Here is a 19,079-nt window from a genome sequence, read left to right on the forward strand (position 1 = left end):
GGTGACGGCATGAACATTGAGCAATTTACAGCCGGTTTGGAGGAGAAAGGCATCTCCCTTTCCTCCTTCCAGCTGGAGCAATTTGAGACCTATTACGAATGGCTTGTTGAATGGAACGAAAAAATGAATTTAACCTCGATTACCGAGAAAAAAGAAGTGTACTTAAAGCATTTTTACGATTCCATCGCCGCTTCTTTTTACGTTGATTTCAAAAAGATGACAAGCCTCTGTGATGTTGGAGCGGGCGCCGGATTTCCAAGCCTTCCGCTTAAAATCTGCTTTCCGCACCTTCACGTCACAATCGTTGACTCACTGAACAAACGGATTCAATTTTTGAATCAGCTGTCAGATGCTTTGAAGCTGGAAAACACAGCTTTTTACCATGACCGCGCGGAAACATTCGGAAGATCGAAAGACCACAGAGAAAGATATGACGTCGTGACGGCTCGTGCTGTCGCCCGCCTTTCGGTTCTCAGCGAGCTTTGCCTTCCGCTTGTGAAAAAAGACGGCTTATTCGTAGCATTAAAAGCAGCTTCGGCTGATGAAGAAATTGAAACGGGCAAAAAAGCCATCAAAATGCTTGGAGGCAAAATTGAAACCGTACATTCTTTTCAGCTGCCAATAGAAGAAAGCGACAGAAACATCATTGTCATCAAAAAACAATCTCAGACACCGAAGAAATTTCCAAGAAAGCCTGGAACACCTAATAAATCTCCTATTGAAGGTTAAATTATTCGTTTTCTTCAAATTTCGTGATGTCACAGAAGGAAAATTCATGAGAAAATAGAATTATAAAAATGGCAGTGTTTAAAGGTGGTGTAGGTACATGAAGCATTCATTCTCTCGTCTCTTCGGACTTGGCGACAAGGAAGAAGAAGCAGAGATTGCTGAACATGATACGAATAAAGAAGAAATTCAAGAGATTCCAGTAGGCGATATAATTCCTAACCGTTTTCAGCCGCGCACCATTTTCTCAGAAGAAAAAATTAAAGAATTAGCTGCAACCATTCATACACACGGCATTATCCAGCCGATTGTCGTCAGAAAAACAGAGCGGGAAGGCCAATATGAACTCATAGCCGGAGAGCGGCGCTGGCGGGCGGTTCAAACGCTCGATTGGGAGAAGGTTCCCGCTATTATTAAGGATTTTTCAGATACGGAGACCGCTTCTGTCGCTCTTATCGAAAACCTTCAGAGGGAAGAATTATCTTCAATTGAAGAGGCGCATGCTTATGCAAGACTTTTAGAGCTTCACGATTTGACACAGGAAGCTCTTGCACAAAGGCTTGGAAAGGGCCAGTCAACAATCGCCAATAAGCTCAGACTGTTGAAGCTTCCGGATGAGGTGCAGGAAGCGATCTTGAAAAAAGAAATTTCAGAGCGCCATGCAAGAGCGCTCATACCATTGAAACAGCCAGACCTTCAGGTCAAGCTGTTACATGAAGTCATTGAAAAGAATTTAAATGTAAAGCAAACCGAAGACCGTGTCGTCAAAATGCTTGAGCAGGATAAACGCAAGCCGAAACCAAAGAGAAAAGCTTACAGCAGGGACGCGAGGATCGCGATGAATACGATTCGACAGTCCTTATCAATGGTGGAAGACAGCGGCGTCAAACTGAATACGGAAGAAGAGGAATTTGAAGAATATATTCAGTTTACGATCCGGATACCGAAATAAAAGCTCCCTATAGAGCTTTTATTTTTTTAGGCAAAATATCTATGGGGGAGCGTCTATGGAATATTATCGACAATATCATTCATTGCTTTTTTCAATTGCTTATCGTATGCTCGGGTCTTTGCAAGATGCAGAGGACATCGTCCAAGAATTGTTCGCAGACCTTCAGGAAAAAGATATCAGTCAAATTGACCATATTCAAGCATATTTGACGAAATCGATCACAAACCGCTGCATAAATGAACTGCAGTCTGCCCGCAAGAAAAGAGAGGTATATATCGGGGAATGGCTTCCGGAACCGCAGGTGGCGCTTTCAGCTCAAAGTCCGGCTGAGTACGTTGAAGAAAAAGAAAAGGTTTCCTATGCTTTTCTGGTAGTCACGAGCCGATTAAATCCTGTAGAAAGGGCCGTTTTGTTGTTTAGGGAAGTATTTGGGTATCATTATAAGGAAATTTCGTCCATTATCGGGAAGTCGGAAGCGAACTGCCGTAAAATCCACAGCCGGCTGAAACAGAAATTAAACGGGGAAATTTCAGTATTATCACAGCCGGTTGAAGAACAGCAATTGGCCCGGCTGTTTATCGAATCAGCGAGAACCGGTAATTTTGAGGAGTTTTCCAAGAAATTGATTGAAGATGCCGTTTTGTATACAGATGGCGGCGGAAAAGTACGCAGCGCTTTGAGACCGATCTATGGAAAGAGCCGCATTTATGCGTTTTTTACGGGAGTTGTTTCAAAGGGAAGCTTTTCCGGCCGCTTTATGTCTGTCGATATCAACGGCCAAAAGGGCGTTTTGATCATGAAAAACAACCGCCCGGCTTACGCCGTTTGCTTTGCTTGGAATCCGGAAGGCGATTCCGTCAAAAATGTGTTTATCGTGTCAAATCCCGATAAACTGAAGCACATTAAAATATAACGTTTTCTGTCACAAACACCGTTCCTCACTTGTTATATAAGTGAAACACTTAAAGGAGGAATAGACATGGAAACGAGATTTCTAATGGAAAAAGTAAACCCTGAGGGCTACAGAGGAATGCTGGAGCTTGAAAAAGCGCAGGCTTCTTCAGGCATTGACCCCATCTTAAAGGAACTGATCAAAATCCGGGCTTCACAGCTGAACGGATGTGCTTTCTGCTTAAATATGCATACGAAGGATGCAAGGCAGAACGGTGAGACGGAACAGCGGATATATGCGCTTAATGCGTGGCGGGAAGCGCCTTTTTTCACGGAAAAAGAGCGGGCAGTATTGGCGCTGACCGAAGCCGTTACGCGAATCGGCGAGCACGGGCTGCCGGATGAAGTATACGACGAAGTCAGGACCCATTTTTCAGAAGCTGAAACAGCCGAACTGATTATGGCAGCCGTCACGATAAATGCCTGGAACAGGATTGCTATTGCCACCCGGAAAATGCCCGCAGCAGATTGATTGAAGTCCCCCCTAACAGAGGGGGATTTTTTATATTAATATAATATTAAAACTATCTTTCACTTCATTTGAACGTTTCTTCTCTTTTTTCTGAGATAAAAAAATGGTCTCTTTATGTCGAAAAATAAACAAAACGGCTCTCTTTCAAAAAACAAAAATTCAAAAAAAGCAAACGGCCGATTCTTTTTTTGTTAAAATAGAGAAATGAGAGAAACTTGTTCAATGTGAAAGTAGGTGACATTGTGGGGAAAATTATTGCGATCACAAACCAAAAAGGTGGCGTTGGCAAAACGACAACTTCCGTTAACCTGGGAGCTTGTTTAGCTTACATCGGGAAAAGGGTTTTGTTAGTCGACATAGACCCGCAAGGAAACGCAACAAGCGGTATCGGCGTTGAAAAGGCTGATGTTGATCAATGTGTGTACGATATATTAGTAGATGATGCAGATGTGAAAGATGTCATCAAAACAACATCCGTAGAAAACTTGGATGTCATTCCTGCAACGATTCAGCTTGCGGGGGCGGAAATTGAACTCGTTCCGACCATTTCCCGCGAAGTCCGGCTGAAAAGGGCTTTGGAATCCGTCAAACAAAACTATGATTTCATGATTATTGACTGCCCGCCGTCATTAGGGCTGCTTACAATCAATGCGCTTACGGCTTCCGATTCCGTCGTGATTCCGGTCCAGTGCGAATATTATGCGCTGGAAGGGCTGAGCCAATTGCTCAACTCGGTTCGGCTCGTGCAAAAACATTTAAATACGGATCTGATGATAGACGGTGTATTGCTGACAATGCTTGATGCAAGAACGAATTTAGGCATACAGGTCATCGAAGAAGTGAAAAAGTACTTTCGCGATAAAGTATACCAAACGGTTATCCCCCGGAATGTCCGGCTCAGTGAAGCACCGAGTCATGGAAAGCCGATCATTTTATATGATCCTCGTTCCAGAGGAGCGGAAGTCTATTTAGAATTAGCAAAGGAAGTGGCTGCGAATGCCTAAAGGTCTCGGAAAAGGGATTAATGCATTGTTTTCAAATGTTGATTTATCCGAAGAAACGGTTGAGGAAATCAAGCTGCAAGACTTGCGGCCCAACCCTTATCAGCCAAGAAAAACGTTTGATGACCAATCGTTAAAAGATTTGAAGGAGTCCATTTTACAACACGGTGTTTTGCAGCCCATCATTGTCAGAAAGTCAATTAAAGGCTATGACATTGTAGCCGGAGAACGCCGCTTCCGGGCTGCTGAAAAAGCCGGATTGGAAACCATTCCTGCGATTGTGCGCGAGCTGTCCGAATCCCTGATGATGGAGATTGCCCTATTGGAAAATCTTCAACGAGAAGACCTGTCTCCGCTTGAAGAAGCAAAAGCCTATGAATCTTTGCTTAAACATCTCGATATGACCCAGGAACAACTGGCAAAAAGACTTGGAAAAAGCAGGCCTCACATCGCCAACCACTTGCGGCTGCTGACACTTCCTGAAGACGTCCAAAAGTTAATCGACAACGGGACGTTATCGATGGGCCATGGCCGAACATTGCTTGGATTGAAAAACAAGAAAAAGCTTGAGCCGCTTGTTCAAAAGGTCGTGTCCGAACAGCTGAACGTCCGCCAGCTTGAAAAGTTAATTCAACAGTTGAATGCTGATGTTCCACGTGAAACAAAGAAACCGAAACAAGTGAAAGATGCAGTGATCAAAGAACGGGAATCGTATTTGCGAAACTATTTTGGAACCCCGGTGACCATTAAAAAGCAAAAGAAAAAAGGCAGAATCGAAATCGAATTCTACTCAAATGAAGACTTGGAGCGCATTCTTGAATTGCTGGCTCAAGAAGACGCATAAGCTTAAAAACCATCTGATCATATACAGATGGTTTTTTTATGACATCCTTCCGGTCATTCTTTGAATTGGTGACACATGGCGCCGCTGCCAATCTGCTTTCTCCAGATGAGACAGCCCGTCAGCAAGCACATTTGCCATGCTCATGACAAGATTGAGCCTTGTATTTTGCAGGACAAAATACTCCATAAAGCCGCTGACATTGACAATTCCGTTAATATGCACGTGGCCGACTTCGGGCAGGCTTTTCTGAACGCCTGCTCCCGGCTTCAAAGGCCCTTTGCCGATTTGAAAAGATCCTACGCTTTTGGTTCGTCCAAGACAGGCATCGATCGCGATCATAAATGGATTTTGATGCTGCTGCTGAATATGATCAAGCTTTTCATTTAAGTTCACGGCATGAACCGGATCGGAAAGCGTTCCATAGACATGAAAACGTGTCAGCTGTTTTGCGGAGAGTTTCATTCCTACGAGGGGACCGAGCGAATCTCCGGTAGAGCGATCTGTACCGATGCAAACGATCACGATCGGCCGGTCTCCGGCTTCCTTTAAATAGACGGAAAGGACTTTCTCTATTTGTTTCACAGCTAGCGGATCCGAATGAGAAATATATTCATTTATTGGTTCTTGAGAAAAAATTCCGCCTTTTCGATTCATAGGCTTCACATCCTTGTCATCATGGTAACAGCAGTGTCTTGGTGAGTTTTTCGAGTATGAATGGTTGTTTACAGTATATCCAGCTGTCTCTTTTTTTATGCTTTGGAGGAAGCGATTTGGCCAGCCGAAAAAAATACTTTACTAAGAGAAAACACGATATTTCATTTATTATATTGATATAATATATTTATTTAAACGAGAAAAGTCGAAAGGGGTTTCATGAATTTTTATAGAGGACCGGCAATATAGTGTCATGAGCGGAGAAACAAGCTTAAAAACTATATTGTTGGGGTGAGCAAATCGTGTGGAGAGCCGGGATGAAGTGGATGCTTCTTATTTTAGGAAGCTTAATAGGTGCGGGATATGCATCCGGCCAGGAAATATGGCAGTTTTTTGGTGATGAAAGCGGACTGGCTATCCTGTTGTTTACGATCATGTTCAGCCTGTCAACCTATATTGTGATGAAGATCAGTTATGAACAAAAATCAGAGCATTTTCTGCCTGTCCTCGAAACATTAATCGGTCCGCTGCTGGCTAAAGTATACGATGTGCTGATCATCCTGTATTTGTTTACGACTACGATTGTGATGATTGCAGGAGGCGGGGTAACACTGCAAATCTTTCATATCCCGTTTTGGACGGGCGTCATCTTGTTTTGTCTATGCACAGGCTTGTTGTTTTTCTGGGGGCTTAATGGCATATTGTCCGTTAACAGCTATTTAATCCCGATTTTGGTGTCTGGGCTGCTGTATGCGCTGATTTCTTTTCAAACAGCTCACCATCAGCCGTGGCTGCTCAATTTGACTCATCAATACAACTGGCCTGCCGGCATCGCATTCACTTCCCTGAACATATTATCTGTTGTCGCTGTATTATCTGCGGTCGGCAAAGAGATGAAGGGAGTCGGAGAGGCGAAGATTGCCAGCATATTAAGCGGCCTGGTGTTTGGCGCTATTTCATACATGTATAATGAAACCCTTGTAGAGCTTGCCGGTGAACTGGCCCATTATGAAATTCCTTTATTCGCGGTTTTGGAGGGCGCGCCTTTTCCGATTTTTATTTTTATGACGGCTGTTCTTTGCGTCGCGATCTACACAACGACGATCTCAAGCATTCTCGGGCTGTCCAGCCGTTTTTTGTCATTTGTGAACTGGCCGAGATGGGTGATCGTCCTCCTGCTTCTCTCGATCATGGTGCCTTTTACGTCAATCGGCTTTTCAAATTTAATCGCTTTTTTATATCCAATTTACGGATTATTAAATTTGTATTTATTGGTAAATATTTTACTTTATCCGATTTTAAGTAAATGGAAATAAATATATTTATGATTGTGAAGAATTGCTCTTTCGCCGTGGTTTTTTGTACAATAGGATCACAACAAGGAAGCAAAGAGGTGAACGATGTTGGCCGATAAAGAATTTGGCCTGAATGACGTGGTCGAAATGAAAAAGCCGCATCCCTGCGGGGCGAACCGCTGGAAGATCATTCGGATGGGAATGGATATCCGGATCAAGTGCGAGGGCTGTTCACACAGCGTCATGATCCCGCGCAAAGAGTTTCAAAGAAAACTGAAAAAGATATTAGTTAAGCATGAGGAGTCCGAAACTTAATCTTAGCGGACCCCCTCGTGCTTTTTTTCGATCTCAAGGAAAAATGAATTTTCACCTAGTTTGCATGATTGAAAAGCAAGTTTTGTCAGCTTGTCTTTTACTGTAATCATCCTTATAATTGTTGCAGGTTTAACATTTACGACTACACATGGATGTTCATTATAGAGGAGATGAAACAATGGCTTTAACAGCTGGGATTGTTGGTTTGCCTAACGTTGGGAAATCAACCTTATTTAATGCAATTACTCAGGCCGGGGCAGAATCGGCCAACTACCCGTTTTGTACGATTGATCCAAACGTCGGAATCGTAGAGGTGCCTGATGAGCGTCTGCAAAAGCTGACAGAACTCGTCAATCCGAAGAAGACGGTCCCTACTGCATTTGAATTCACCGATATCGCCGGCATTGTAAAAGGAGCATCAAAAGGAGAAGGGCTCGGAAACAAGTTCCTGTCCCACATCCGCCAAGTAGACGCGATCTGCCACGTAGTCCGCTGTTTTGCCGATGACAATATCACACACGTGTCCGGAAAAGTAGATCCGATTTCGGATATCGAGACGATCAACCTTGAGCTGATACTGGCTGACCTTGAAACCGTTGAGAAGCGGATCGGGCGGGTCGGAAAGATGGCCAAGCAAAAAGACAAAGAAGCCGTGTTTGAATTTGAGATTTTGACAAAGTTAAAAGAGGCGTTTGAACAGGAAAAGCCGGCCCGCTCTGTCGAGTTCTCGGAAGAGCAGCAAAAGGTGTTGAAGCAGCTTCATCTGCTGACGACAAAACCTGTCTTATATGTAGCAAATGTCAGCGAAGATGAAGTGGCTGATCCTTCAGGAAACGAGTACGTCCAGAAGGTCCGCGAATTTGCTGCTGCTGAAAACGCGGAAGTCATCGTTGTCTGCGCCAAGATTGAGTCCGAAATCGCAGAGCTTGAAGGCGAAGAGAAGGCGATGTTCCTTGAAGAACTCGGCATCGAAGAATCCGGTCTGGATCAGCTGATTAAAGCGTCCTACTCCCTCCTTGGACTTGCCACTTATTTTACAGCGGGAGAACAGGAAGTCAGAGCTTGGACATTTAAAAAAGGAATGAAAGCCCCTGAATGTGCGGGCATCATCCATACGGACTTTGAACGCGGATTTATTCGTGCGGAAACAGTCGCTTACGACGATCTGCTGGAGGCGGGAAGCATGGCCGCAGCAAAAGAGGCCGGAAAAGTCCGCCTTGAAGGGAAAGAATACATTGTTAAAGACGGCGATGTCATTCATTTCCGTTTCAATGTATAACGCAGTTGAAATAGGACAAGAGCTTTGATATAATATAAAATTGTGAGTAATAGGATTATTGCTCCTTGCCCAATATAATGGGCCGCTTAGTCCAAAAGGAGGTGCAAATACAAATGAGAAAGTACGAAATCATGTACATCATCCGCCCAGACGTTGATGAAGAGTCTAAAAAGGCTGTTGTTGAGCGTTTTAACAACATTTTAACAACTAACGGTGCGGAGGTCACTGAAACAAAAGATTGGGGAAAACGCCGTCTTGCATACGAAATCAACGATTTCCGCGACGGATTCTACCAAATCTTAAACGTTCAAGCTGGTGCTGAAGCAGTTCAAGAATTTGACCGTTTAGCTAAAATCAGTGATGACATCATTCGCCACATCGTGGTTAAAGAAGAAGAATAAACAGAATTGAATTATATACTCTAAAGCAAAAGGATGGTCTCTCAATATGCTTAACCGAGTTGTTTTAGTCGGCAGACTGACAAAGGACCCAGAGCTTCGTTATACTCCTAGCGGTGCAGCTGTTGCCACCTTTACGCTTGCTGTCAATCGTACGTTTACGAATCAGCAGGGTGAACGTGAAGCTGATTTCATCAACTGTGTTGTCTGGAGAAGACAAGCCGAAAACGTTGCAAATTTCCTTAAAAAAGGAAGTCTTGCGGGTGTAGATGGACGTTTGCAAACGCGCAGCTATGAAAATCAGCAGGGACAGCGTGTATACGTCACGGAAGTTCAAGCTGAAAGTGTTCAATTTCTGGAGCCTAAAGGCGGCGGTTCTGGTTCCGGCGGTTACAGCGGAGGCCAGGGAGGCCAACACTTTGGCGGCGGACAGAATGAACCGGCTCCATTCGGCGGCAATCAAAACAATCAGAATCGCAATCAAGGCAACAGCTTCAATGACGATCCATTCGCAAACGATGGAAAGCCGATTGACATCTCTGATGACGACTTGCCATTTTAATGGATGACGGACGAATAAAAAAACAGAATAGAAAGGAGGGAAATAACGATGGCAGGAGGACGCAGAGGCGGTCGTGCGAAACGCCGTAAGGTGTGTTATTTCACTTCTAACGGCATTACGCACATCGACTACAAAGATGTAGATCTTCTTAGAAAATTTATCTCTGAGCGCGGTAAAATCTTACCACGCCGTGTAACAGGAACAAGCGCGAAATACCAACGTAAATTGACTGTTGCAATCAAACGCGCTCGTCAAATGGCTTTACTTCCATACGTAGCAGGCGAGTAAGCCGATAAAAGGAACAAGACCCAATACGGTCTTGTTCTTTTTTTATTTATCAAAAGCCGGGTCGTTTCCAGCAGCATTCAGGTTTCCTGCTTGCTAATCTGAATCCGTTTGATATCACCGAGGACTGCAAGGTAGAACACGAGCCCAAGCAGTAATACAAATCCGGCTACTAAAAAGCTGAGCGTAAATGAACCGGTCACATCGACCAGATAACCCGTTAATGAAACCGCGATAATCCCACCGAATAAGTTATTTGCCAAATTGACCATTGAGCTGAGCAGAGAGATGGAACCAACCGGTGCGATATCAGCTGATATCGACCAGCCGACAGGCGCCGTCGCAGATATTCCGGCTAAGCCGACGGAAATGCAGATAATCGCAATCGTGATGTTGTGCGTAAAAACAGCTCCCAAAAAGGCAAATCCAAGGCTCATGCCGATTACGATAACGGTCTGGTATACCTTTGTATTCGAATGCCCCTTTTGAATTAAAAAATCGACGAGCCACCCGCCCACAACGATTCCGGAAATCGTCGATATCAGCCAGGGAACCGCTGTAAACAGCCCCGACGACATAATATCCATTCCGTATGTTTCTTTAAAGAAAGTCGGTAGCCAGGTTAAAAGCAGGTTGAATGTATAGCCGTAACCCGTGAATCCGATCATCAGCCCCCATGCTTTACGGTTTGTCAGCATCGCTTTTAAAGCAATGAGCGTCCGTGCTGAGATGTCTTCCTCTGATACGGCATTATGCTTTTGAATATAATGGAGCTCTTCTTTTGAGATTCGTTTGTGCCGATCGGGCTGTTCATAATACAACCAGAAAAATACGGTGAACAGTACATTGATGATTCCGATCGTTAAAAAAGCGGCTCGCCAGTCAAATGTCGTGACTAAAAAGGCAACAAGAGGTGCGCCGATGACATTCGCGAACTTGGCTGCCGAGTCAAACAGGGAATTGGCAAGGCCGCGCTCATTTGGCGGAAACCATAAGGCGGTGGCTTTGGACGCGGCAGGAAAAGCTGAAGCACTCGTCAGCCCGATTAAAAACCTGACAATATAAAGAAGCAGTTTCCCCTGTAAAAAAGCTAATATAATGGTTAGAAAACTCCATACAGTCATCCCGATCCTTGTCACCCAGGCAACGCCGTACTTATCCAAGAGACTCCCGACCGGAATCTGCATCAGCGTGTATGAGTAGGTATAGATGGAAAAGACGATGCCTAATTGGGTTGCCGTCAATTGAAAGGATTCCTGTATCGCAGGAGCTGCGACTGAAATGGCAACACGGTCAAAGTAATTTAAAATGATCATGCTGCTTAATAAAGAAGAAATATACCATCTTGTATGCCCAGGTCGTTTTTCCAGCTCTTGCGTCATGTTGAAACCTCCTCTAATGATTAGATTGGACTCTTTTCAAAATTACATTCTTAATTTCTTCGTGTTCATTTCCACGGGATTGCGGGCAGTAAACGGGCGCGGAGAAAAATACCATATAGACATATTGATACAGGTTTGCTAAAGTGAAACATGTTAAAAACAGATTGGCTTCTATGAGAGTTAGAAGCAAATTATCATGAACGAGGTGTTGAATCTTTGAATGTTAAACAATTAAATAGCGAATGGTTTTCTAATGTACGGGGGGATATCCTTTCGGGTATCGTCGTAGCGCTTGCTCTCATTCCTGAAGCCATAGCGTTTTCCATCATTGCGGGTGTAGACCCGATGGTAGGTTTGTACGCATCTTTTTGTATCGCCGTTGTCATTTCCTTTACGGGCGGCCGTCCGGCGATGATATCAGCCGCGACCGGGGCGATGGCTCTTTTGATGGGATCGTTGGTCAGGGATCATGGGCTTGATTATTTATTTGCTGCTACGATTTTAACGGGAATCATCCAATTGATATTTGGGGTGCTGAAGATTGCGCGCTTTATGAAATTTATTCCGCGGTCGGTTATGGTAGGTTTCGTAAATGCGCTCGCCATTTTAATCTTTATGGCGCAAGTTCCTCATTTTGTTGGTGTTTCGAATATGACGTATGTTGTGGTCGGTATTACGTTATTGATTATCTATGTTCTTCCCCGTTTTACAAAAGCCGTTCCATCTGCACTTGTTGCCATCATTGCGATGACTGTATTTGCCATTTTCGGCCATTTTGATCTTCGCACTGTCGGTGATTTGGGAGAAATGAAGCAATCATTGCCTGCTTTTATGATCCCCAATATTCCTTTCAATTTTGAGACATTGGCCATTATTTTTCCAACAGCCTTTGCGCTTTCCATCGTCGGCTTGCTTGAGTCATTATTAACCTCTTCTATTGTTGATGATATGACAGATACGGAAAGCGATAAAAACAAGGAAAGCCGCGGACAGGGCATTGCAAACATTGTCGCCGGATTTTTCGGAGGCATGGCGGGATGCGCGATGATCGGTCAGTCTGTGATCAATGTAAAATCAGGAGGAAGAGGCCGCTTGTCCACCTTTGTTGCCGGCGCTTTCTTAATGTTTTTAATCATGGTGCTGGGCGACTGGGTCGTACAGATTCCGATGGCAGCCTTGGCTGGTGTGATGATTATGGTATCGATCGGGACGTTTGACTGGTCTTCGTTTAGCATGTTAAGAAAGGTGCCGTTGACGGATTCCATTGTCATGATTGTGACCGTCATTACCGTTGTGGCGACCCACGATTTATCGAAAGGGGTTTTCGCCGGCGTTATTTTAAGCGCGATCTTCTTCGTAGCGAAAATCTCCAAACTGAAAATTGAAGAAAAGTCAGAGGAAAATGCGGTCAAGTACATCATCAAAGGACAAGTTTTCTTTGCATCTGTTCAAGATTTCGTAAAGTCTTTTAAAACGGATGAGCAAACGAAAAAGGTCATTCTTGATTTTTCAGAGGCCCATATTTGGGATGATTCCGCTGTGGCGGCTATCGATAAAGTTGTTTTAAAAATGAAAGATCAAGGAATAGACGTTGACTTGATTGGGTTAAATGAGTCCAGCTGGAAGCTGGTCGAAAAATTAGCAACTTATGATCAGCCTCATCGTTCAGTGTCAAATCACTAAGAAACGGGTGATGAAGGGTGTATAGAAATATTCTGCTGGCTGCTGACGGTTCCAAGCATTCTGAAAGAGCGGCCGATCATGCGATTCATTTGGCTTCCATGTCAAAGCTAGCGGTCGTCGACATTATGTATGTATTGGATTATGCAAAAGCAAAACATGAAGTCCTGCATAGCGAAAACCGTGCAGAACTCGAACGTGAACGGCGCAGCAGGCTGCTGTCGATAGAAAATAAATTCAAACAATCGGCCGTTCCCTATCAGATGACGATGCAGCACGGCGATCCGGGTCCGACCATTGTTTCGTACGCCAATCATCATGATGTAGATATCGTGATTATCGGAAGCAGGGGGCTGAACACTTTGCAGGAAATGGTGCTTGGAAGTGTCAGCCATAAAGTGGCGAAAAGAGTGAAGTGTCCGGTTTTAATCGTAAAATAGCAAAAAACAGAGCCAGTGAGGATTCTATCCTCGCTGGCTTTTTTTATCTCATCGATATCGCCTTTTGCGCGTGCATGGCGTCGCCTTTTAGCAGGTCGACGAGATTGTAGGCGGGATATAAGCCTTTTTGGTACATAAAATAAAAAACTTGCTCATGCAATTTAATGGCTGCATTGATTTGTTTAACAAGCACTCTCCTGAGCTCGGGCGTCGCCGTTTCCGTGATCGCAATCGCATAGTTTCGAACGGTCGTTTTCGCCAATACCAACAGATCACCCGCATCAAAATACAGATCGGCCCGTTCTTCCTCCCGCTGAAATGCCGGAGCTTTTGGCAAAAAGGGAAGAAGCTCCCTTAAATTTTGCTCCAATGCCTTCGCTGACACGCTGTAAAGCTGTCTTAACTGAGGATCGCTGATTTTTTTCATGCTTTTCTTGATTTTGACCAATCCGACAGACTGTGCCGCAATTAGTTCATGCAACTCCAACGTTTCATGCCAAGCCAATGTTTTTGTTGTCATTCATATTCTCCTTTATTGCTTTTTCTTAGTCAGCATATGCCCATTACCGTCTAAAGGTTAATAGAAGAATCAGAGGGACGTTTTAGAACGTTTTGTAAAGGGGAAGTCAAATAATACGGGATTTTTGCATCTAAGTGATATCAATAAGAGGTGATCATTGTGTTGGATGTGTTGAAGGACTTTTTTCTATTCTTGAGCGGCGGGCTTCGCGTGACGCTTCTGGTCGCAATTTTGATTATATTTTTGTTGATCAGAAAAGCGAGAAAGAAAAATAAAGAGAAATCGGGATTTCTCGACTGACGGTGTTTCACATGGAACATTGACTCGCTTTCTCAAGCCTTATGATCGTTTTACTTGCGATTTGACCTTATGTTAGAATAAAGGAACAATGAGAGAAGGCCGAGACCTGCTCATCTCATCGTCTTTATTTGAAAATGAAATTGCGGCGTTAGAAAAGAGCAGTCGTCTATGCTGCTCTTTTTGATTCATGACATTTAAATATACGAGGTGAACAAGTGAAACAAACAAGAGCTTTAGTAGAAGGCGCTATCATGGTCAGTATTTTTGCCGTTTTGCTGATGATCAGCCTCTATATTCCTTTCATCGGCACCATTCTTTTATTGACGTTGCCCCTGCCTGCAATGGTTCAAACGATCAGACACGGTCTAAAGCCGGGGATTTCGGTGGGGTTGGTCAGTTTACCCGTTTCATTGATTGTCGGTACCTTAGGCGGACTGATGTTTGCCGTTCCAGTAAGTGCGGCGGGCGTGATCATGGGCTTTTACTACAGAAGAAAAGAGCCAGCTCAAGCGATTGCAGCAGCAGCCGTTACATACATGATTTCAATCGTGCTGCTGCTTTTCATCAGCATTCAGTTTCTTGGGTTAAACTTAATAGAGACGGCCAATCAAGCATATAATGAAACAATCAAAACCTTTGAATCAAGTATCAAACAGTTTGGAAATGATAAAGAGACGGCTAAGCAGATCGAATCGCTAAATGAACAATTCAAACAAGCGCAATATTTATATCCGACGGCTATTGTGATATTTTCCGGAATCACCGCGTTTTTGAATCACCTGCTCGCCAAGCCGGTGCTTCGGCGCATCATACAAATACCGTCCTTGAAACCGTTCAGGGATATGCGGCTTCCGCAAAGCATGATTTGGATCTATTTATTGACGATTCTTCTGTCGCTGGCTCCCGTTGAAGAGGGCAGTATATATTACTCCGTTCTGTTAAATGCGAGTCTCATCATGGGCTTTGTCTTGATCATCCAAGGGTTTTCATTTGTGTTTTACTTTTGCCATGCCAAGAAACTGCCAACTGTCCTGCCGGTTCTTTTTTTAATTATCGGGTTGTTTTCGCCCCTGATGTACCTTGTTCGTATCTTAGGTATAATTGACATAGGCTTTAACTTGAGAGAAAGAGTAAAAAAATCGTAGCCACGATGTTCTCCAATGGTGAGGAGTTGATTTGAGTGCCAAGTTTTTATGAAAAACCGTTATTTCGATATCCCATATATTCTTTAATCGTCGTCACAATCATTTCTGTCCTCATCAACATTTATTTTAATTGGGTGGCAGGGGCGGCCGGCGTTCTGATTCTTGGTGTTATTTTGTACTTTTTGAGACGGGCTGACTCCCAAATCAGAAAAGAGCTGGACGATTATATATCGACGCTGTCTTACCGTCTGAAAAAAGTCGGGGAAGAGGCGCTGCTTGAAATGCCGATCGGGATCATGCTGTTTAACGATCAGTACTATATCGAGTGGGCCAATCCTTTTATGGCGTCATGCTTTAATGAAAATACGCTTGTCGGCCGGTCGCTTTATGATACTTGTGAATCTGTCGTCCCTTTGATTAAACAGGAAGTAGACACAGAAACGATTACACTGAATGAGCGGAAATTTAATGTGGTCATCAAACGGGAAGAAAAGCTGCTCTATTTCTTCGATGTCACAGAGCAGACGCAGATTGAAAAACAATATGAAAACGAAAGAACGGTCCTTGCCTACATCTTTCTCGATAATTACGACGATGTGACACAAGGGCTTGATGACCAGACAAGAAGCTCGATAAACAGTGAAGTGACATCGCTTTTGAACCAGTGGGCCCAAGAGTACGGCATTTTCTTGAAACGGGTTTCCTCTGAGCGGTTTATCGGTGTATTAAACGAACATATTTTAAGCGAGCTTGAAGCATCAAAGTTTTCGATCCTTGATGAAGTTCGGGAGAAGACATCCGTTCATACGATTTCCTTGACGTTAAGCATCGGAATCGGTGCATCTGTTTCATCACTGAAAGAGCTCGGCGATCTGGCGCAATCCAGCCTTGACTTGGCGCTGGGACGCGGAGGAGATCAGGTGGCAATCAAACAGCCGAACGGGAAAGTGAAGTTTTACGGCGGTAAGACGAATCCGATGGAAAAACGGACGCGCGTCAGAGCCCGGGTCATTTCACATGCGCTCAAGGAGATTGTCTCTGAAAGTAGCAATGTGATTATTATGGGCCATAAGTTTCCCGATATGGATTCGATCGGATCAGCCATCGGGATTTTGAAGGTCGCACAAGCAAACGGCAAAGACGGTTTTGTCGTGATCGACTCCAATCAGATCGGCGCAAGCGTTCAAAGACTGATCGGGGAAATTAAAAAATACGAAGAACTGTGGTCCAGATTTATTACGCCGGAAGAGGCGCTTGAGATCGCGAAAGACGACACGCTGCTCGTGATCGTTGATACGCATAAACCTTCCTTTGTCATTGAAGAAAGGCTGGTCAATAAAATTGAAAATATCGTCGTTATCGATCATCATAGAAGAGGGGAAGAGTTTATTAAAGACCCGCTGCTTGTCTATATGGAGCCGTACGCTTCATCTACAGCGGAGCTTGTGACAGAGCTGCTCGAGTACCAGCCGAAGCGCTTAAAAATTAACATGATCGAAGCAACAGCCCTTTTGGCCGGAATTATTGTCGATACGAAGAGCTTCTCGCTTCGCACCGGCTCTCGTACGTTCGATGCGGCGTCATACCTGCGTGCAAAAGGCGCTGACACCGTATTGGTGCAAAAGTTTTTAAAAGAAACCGCCGATCATTATATTAAAAGGGCGAAGCTTATACAACATACCGTTTTTTATCAAAAAGGCATCGCCATCGCATCGCTGCCGGACGATGAGGCGGACGAATATTTTGACCAGGTTATCATTGCGCAAGCCGCGGATTCTCTTCTGTCCATGAGCGATGTCGAAGCGTCATTTGCTGTGGCGAGAAGAGACGAGAACACGGTATGCATCAGTGCGAGATCGCTCGGTGAAGTGAATGTTCAAATCATCATGGAAGCGCTCGAGGGCGGCGGTCATTTAACCAATGCCGCGACACAGCTGACCGATATCACGGTTGAGGAAACGCTCCGCCGACTGAAAGAAGCGATTGACGAGTATTTCGAAGGAGGCATTCAGAAATGAAGGTAATTTTCTTACAGGATGTTAAAGGCAAAGGGAAAAAAGGCGAAGTGAAAAATGTAGCGGATGGATACGCGCACAACTTTTTGATCAAAAAGGGGCTGGCTGTTGAAGCGACATCAGCCAATATTAGTGTGCTTGAAGGCCAGAAGAAAAAAGAGAAGAAAGAAGCGGCTGAAGAACTAAAATCTGCGAAAGAGCTGAAAAAACAGCTTGAGGACATCACGGTGGAGCTTTCAGCCAAGTCTGGAGAAGGCGGCCGTTTATTCGGATCTGTAACAAGCAAACAAATCGCTGATGCACTGCAAAAAGGCCATCAGTTAAAAATCGACAAACGCAAAATCGAATTAAACGATGCGATTCGCTCATTGGGATATACGAATGTTCCCGTGAAACTCCATCCCGAAGTACAAGCAACACTGAAAGTTCACGTGAAAGAGCAATCATAAAATAACAAAGCCCCTTCAATCTTGAAGGGGCTTATCTTTTATTCTGTACGTTTTCTCATTTCATTCGCCAAGAATTCGACGTCTGTACCGATGATCACCTGCACCTCGTGCTGATTGAGCTTTACGAATCCTTTCGCTCCCATGGCTTTCATCGCGCTTTCATCCAGCTTGGAAGCATCGCGGACCTTGAGGCGGAGGCGGGTCACACAGTTGTTCAGCGTCTCGATGTTTTCTTTTCCGCCAAGCGCTTCAATGTATTTGTCCGCAAGGGTTTCGTATTTGGACGATCCTGTGTCAGGGCTGACAGGTGTGCTTTCCTGCTCATCATCATCCTCTCGTCCAGGCGTTTTCAAATTGAGCTTCGTAATCAAGAAATAAAAGATGATGAAATAAATAATGCCGTATACAAGACCGACCGGCAGCAAGAGCAGCGGCTTTGTGGCGATTCCAAAGTTTAAAAGATAGTCGATCGTCCCGGCTGAAAAGGTAAAGCCGTGATGGATGCCGAGCATATTGGTCACGGTCATGGCGCTTGCGGTTAACAAGGCGTGAATACCGTAGAGCAGCGGCGACAGGAACATGAATGTGAACTCAATCGGCTCCGTGATACCGGTTAAAAATGATGTGAACGCCAATCCGATCAGCAATCCGGCCGTTGCTTTACGGTGATGCTTTTTCGCGGCGGCAATCATCGCCAGACATGCCGCAGGAAGACCGAACATCATGATTGGGAAGAACCCTGTCATAAAGGCGCCGGCGCTTGGATCTCCGGCAAAGAACCGGTTCATGTCACCCGTTTTGCCCGCAAATTCTCCAAAGACCATCCAAACCATATTGTTTAAAATATGATGAAGGCCGAGCGGCAGGAGCAGTCTGTTTAAAAGACCGAATATTCCGACTCCCAATGCCCCCGCATGGATAATCCAGCCGCCAATGGCGTCAATTGCCTGCTGTGCGTAAATCCAAACAAAACCGAAAATGCCTGCAAGAATGATGGAACAGAAGGCCGTCATAATCGGAACGCTGCGTTTTCCGCCGAAGAACCCGAGCCAGTCAGGCAGCTTTGCATCTTTAAAGCGGTTATACATGACGGCGGCGACAACACCTGAAATAATCCCGCCGAGAACCCCCATGTTCAGGTTCTCATTGATGGCTGCTAAGCCGCCTGTCAGGACAAAATAACCGATGGCTCCGGACAGTGCGGCGGCACCGTGGCCATCCTTTGACAATCCGATCGCAACGCCTATCGCAAAGATGATCGGAAGTTGGTCAAGAATCGATTGTCCTGAAGCGGCGATAAACGGAATGTTTAACAGGTCTTCCCTTCCCAGCGCGAGCAGGAGGCCAGCAGCAGGAAGAACGGCAATCGGCAGCATGAGTGCGCGGCCGATATTTTGAAGAAATCCCAACATAG

22 protein-coding genes are annotated in these 19,079 nt (G+C 44.7%); 18 read left to right on the top strand and 4 right to left on the bottom strand.

Annotated features, from left to right (window positions below; all coding sequences use genetic code 11):
• The first annotated feature begins 9 nt into the window (after positions 1-9).
• The 6 genes from rsmG to H2R00_RS15145 all read left to right on the top strand — a co-directional run bounded on the left by rsmG (position 10) and on the right by H2R00_RS15145 (position 4,946).
• Positions 10-729 (top strand): 16S rRNA (guanine(527)-N(7))-methyltransferase RsmG, encoded by a 720-nt coding sequence (rsmG, locus tag H2R00_RS15120; protein WP_154996109.1) that lies wholly within the window; start codon positions 10-12, stop codon positions 727-729.
• Between the two features lie 97 nt (positions 730-826).
• Entirely contained in the window at positions 827-1,678 is an 852-nt protein-coding gene (noc, locus tag H2R00_RS15125; RefSeq protein WP_154996107.1) for a nucleoid occlusion protein, read from the top strand.
• A 55-nt stretch (positions 1,679-1,733) separates the two neighbouring features.
• The gene (locus H2R00_RS15130; protein WP_182069621.1) at positions 1,734-2,591 is read left to right on the top strand and encodes an RNA polymerase sigma-70 factor; all 858 of its coding nucleotides are present in this window, start codon (positions 1,734-1,736) and stop codon (positions 2,589-2,591) included.
• Between the two features lie 66 nt (positions 2,592-2,657).
• Positions 2,658-3,101, top strand: coding sequence for a carboxymuconolactone decarboxylase family protein (locus tag H2R00_RS15135; protein ID WP_182069623.1), 444 nt, complete (start codon positions 2,658-2,660; stop codon positions 3,099-3,101).
• Positions 3,102-3,343: 242 nt separating this feature from the next.
• Positions 3,344-4,105, top strand: coding sequence for a sporulation initiation inhibitor protein Soj (gene soj, locus H2R00_RS15140; protein ID WP_020453647.1), 762 nt, complete (start codon positions 3,344-3,346; stop codon positions 4,103-4,105).
• A complete protein-coding gene (locus tag H2R00_RS15145) occupies positions 4,098-4,946 on the top strand; it encodes a ParB/RepB/Spo0J family partition protein (protein WP_003178034.1) in 849 nt (282 codons plus the stop codon). The genes soj and H2R00_RS15145 overlap by 8 nt, the downstream gene beginning before the upstream one ends.
• A 36-nt stretch (positions 4,947-4,982) precedes the next feature.
• Here H2R00_RS15145 and yyaC read toward each other — a convergent pair whose 3' ends face one another.
• Positions 4,983-5,600: a spore protease YyaC gene (yyaC, locus tag H2R00_RS15150; RefSeq protein ID WP_182069625.1), complete on the bottom strand. Its 618-nt coding sequence runs from the start codon at positions 5,598-5,600 to the stop codon at positions 4,983-4,985.
• A gap of 302 nt (positions 5,601-5,902) precedes the next feature.
• Between yyaC and H2R00_RS15155 the strand changes: the two genes are divergently transcribed.
• The 6 genes from H2R00_RS15155 to rpsR all read left to right on the top strand — a co-directional run bounded on the left by H2R00_RS15155 (position 5,903) and on the right by rpsR (position 9,737).
• Positions 5,903-6,916 (top strand): YkvI family membrane protein, encoded by a 1,014-nt coding sequence (locus H2R00_RS15155; protein WP_154996099.1) that lies wholly within the window; start codon positions 5,903-5,905, stop codon positions 6,914-6,916.
• A gap of 87 nt (positions 6,917-7,003) precedes the next feature.
• A complete protein-coding gene (locus H2R00_RS15160) occupies positions 7,004-7,210 on the top strand; it encodes a DUF951 domain-containing protein (protein ID WP_154996123.1) in 207 nt (68 codons plus the stop codon).
• A 178-nt stretch (positions 7,211-7,388) separates the two neighbouring features.
• Complete coding sequence (ychF, locus tag H2R00_RS15165) at positions 7,389-8,489, top strand: redox-regulated ATPase YchF (RefSeq protein WP_075751803.1); 1,101 nt, start codon at positions 7,389-7,391, stop codon at positions 8,487-8,489.
• Between the two features lie 113 nt (positions 8,490-8,602).
• Entirely contained in the window at positions 8,603-8,890 is a 288-nt protein-coding gene (gene rpsF / locus H2R00_RS15170) for a 30S ribosomal protein S6 (protein WP_020453642.1), read from the top strand.
• 46 nt (positions 8,891-8,936) lie between these two features.
• The gene (ssbA, locus tag H2R00_RS15175; protein ID WP_154996095.1) at positions 8,937-9,449 is read left to right on the top strand and encodes a single-stranded DNA-binding protein SsbA; all 513 of its coding nucleotides are present in this window, start codon (positions 8,937-8,939) and stop codon (positions 9,447-9,449) included.
• A 48-nt stretch (positions 9,450-9,497) separates the two neighbouring features.
• A complete protein-coding gene (gene rpsR / locus H2R00_RS15180) occupies positions 9,498-9,737 on the top strand; it encodes a 30S ribosomal protein S18 (protein ID WP_003178022.1) in 240 nt (79 codons plus the stop codon).
• Positions 9,738-9,814: 77 nt separating this feature from the next.
• Here the strand turns inward: rpsR and H2R00_RS15185 are convergent, their stop codons facing one another.
• Positions 9,815-11,116: an MFS transporter gene (locus tag H2R00_RS15185; protein WP_182069627.1), complete on the bottom strand. Its 1,302-nt coding sequence runs from the start codon at positions 11,114-11,116 to the stop codon at positions 9,815-9,817.
• A 216-nt stretch (positions 11,117-11,332) separates the two neighbouring features.
• Here H2R00_RS15185 and H2R00_RS15190 point away from each other — a divergent pair, with 216 nt between their 5' ends.
• Complete coding sequence (locus tag H2R00_RS15190) at positions 11,333-12,799, top strand: SulP family inorganic anion transporter (protein ID WP_154996091.1); 1,467 nt, start codon at positions 11,333-11,335, stop codon at positions 12,797-12,799.
• A gap of 17 nt (positions 12,800-12,816) precedes the next feature.
• Positions 12,817-13,236 (top strand): universal stress protein, encoded by a 420-nt coding sequence (locus tag H2R00_RS15195; RefSeq protein ID WP_154996089.1) that lies wholly within the window; start codon positions 12,817-12,819, stop codon positions 13,234-13,236.
• A 43-nt stretch (positions 13,237-13,279) separates the two neighbouring features.
• Here H2R00_RS15195 and H2R00_RS15200 read toward each other — a convergent pair whose 3' ends face one another.
• Positions 13,280-13,756, bottom strand: coding sequence for a spore coat protein (locus tag H2R00_RS15200; RefSeq protein ID WP_154996087.1), 477 nt, complete (start codon positions 13,754-13,756; stop codon positions 13,280-13,282).
• A 159-nt stretch (positions 13,757-13,915) separates the two neighbouring features.
• Between H2R00_RS15200 and H2R00_RS15205 the strand changes: the two genes are divergently transcribed.
• The 4 genes from H2R00_RS15205 to rplI all read left to right on the top strand — a co-directional run bounded on the left by H2R00_RS15205 (position 13,916) and on the right by rplI (position 17,665).
• A complete protein-coding gene (locus H2R00_RS15205; RefSeq protein WP_244958243.1) occupies positions 13,916-14,056 on the top strand; it encodes a hypothetical protein in 141 nt (46 codons plus the stop codon).
• A gap of 215 nt (positions 14,057-14,271) precedes the next feature.
• Entirely contained in the window at positions 14,272-15,201 is a 930-nt protein-coding gene (locus H2R00_RS15210) for a YybS family protein (RefSeq protein ID WP_182069629.1), read from the top strand.
• Positions 15,202-15,236: 35 nt separating this feature from the next.
• Entirely contained in the window at positions 15,237-17,219 is a 1,983-nt protein-coding gene (locus H2R00_RS15215) for a DHH family phosphoesterase (protein ID WP_154999216.1), read from the top strand.
• On the top strand, positions 17,216-17,665 hold the full coding sequence (gene rplI, locus H2R00_RS15220) for a 50S ribosomal protein L9 (RefSeq protein WP_154999217.1): 450 nt from the start codon (positions 17,216-17,218) through the stop codon (positions 17,663-17,665). Before H2R00_RS15215 ends, rplI begins: the two co-directional genes overlap by 4 nt.
• A gap of 38 nt (positions 17,666-17,703) precedes the next feature.
• Here rplI and nagE read toward each other — a convergent pair whose 3' ends face one another.
• Positions 17,704-19,077, bottom strand: a complete 1,374-nt coding sequence (gene nagE, locus H2R00_RS15225) for an N-acetylglucosamine-specific PTS transporter subunit IIBC (protein ID WP_176277014.1) — start codon at positions 19,075-19,077, stop codon at positions 17,704-17,706.
• Between the last annotated feature and the right edge of the window lie 2 nt (positions 19,078-19,079).

The sequence above is a fragment of the Bacillus haynesii genome, from assembly GCF_014042035.1.
Classification (GTDB): Bacteria; Bacillota; Bacilli; order Bacillales; family Bacillaceae; genus Bacillus; species Bacillus haynesii.

Bases quoted from the DNA above. Each gene is read 5' to 3' on its own strand.
- rsmG (WP_154996109.1), top strand. From the start codon at position 10: ATGAACATTGAGCAATTTACAGCCGGTTTGGAGGAGAAAGGCATCTCC.
- noc (WP_154996107.1), top strand. From the start codon at position 827: ATGAAGCATTCATTCTCTCGTCTCTTCGGACTTGGCGACAAGGAAGAA.
- H2R00_RS15130 (WP_182069621.1), top strand. From the start codon at position 1,734: ATGGAATATTATCGACAATATCATTCATTGCTTTTTTCAATTGCTTAT.
- H2R00_RS15135 (WP_182069623.1), top strand. From the start codon at position 2,658: ATGGAAACGAGATTTCTAATGGAAAAAGTAAACCCTGAGGGCTACAGA.
- H2R00_RS15145 (WP_003178034.1), top strand. From the start codon at position 4,098: ATGCCTAAAGGTCTCGGAAAAGGGATTAATGCATTGTTTTCAAATGTT.
- yyaC (WP_182069625.1), bottom strand. From the start codon at position 5,600: ATGAATCGAAAAGGCGGAATTTTTTCTCAAGAACCAATAAATGAATAT.
- ychF (WP_075751803.1), top strand. From the start codon at position 7,389: ATGGCTTTAACAGCTGGGATTGTTGGTTTGCCTAACGTTGGGAAATCA.
- rpsF (WP_020453642.1), top strand. From the start codon at position 8,603: ATGAGAAAGTACGAAATCATGTACATCATCCGCCCAGACGTTGATGAA.
- ssbA (WP_154996095.1), top strand. From the start codon at position 8,937: ATGCTTAACCGAGTTGTTTTAGTCGGCAGACTGACAAAGGACCCAGAG.
- rpsR (WP_003178022.1), top strand. From the start codon at position 9,498: ATGGCAGGAGGACGCAGAGGCGGTCGTGCGAAACGCCGTAAGGTGTGT.
- H2R00_RS15185 (WP_182069627.1), bottom strand. From the start codon at position 11,116: ATGACGCAAGAGCTGGAAAAACGACCTGGGCATACAAGATGGTATATT.
- H2R00_RS15200 (WP_154996087.1), bottom strand. From the start codon at position 13,756: ATGACAACAAAAACATTGGCTTGGCATGAAACGTTGGAGTTGCATGAA.
- rplI (WP_154999217.1), top strand. From the start codon at position 17,216: ATGAAGGTAATTTTCTTACAGGATGTTAAAGGCAAAGGGAAAAAAGGC.
- nagE (WP_176277014.1), bottom strand. From the start codon at position 19,077: ATGTTGGGATTTCTTCAAAATATCGGCCGCGCACTCATGCTGCCGATT.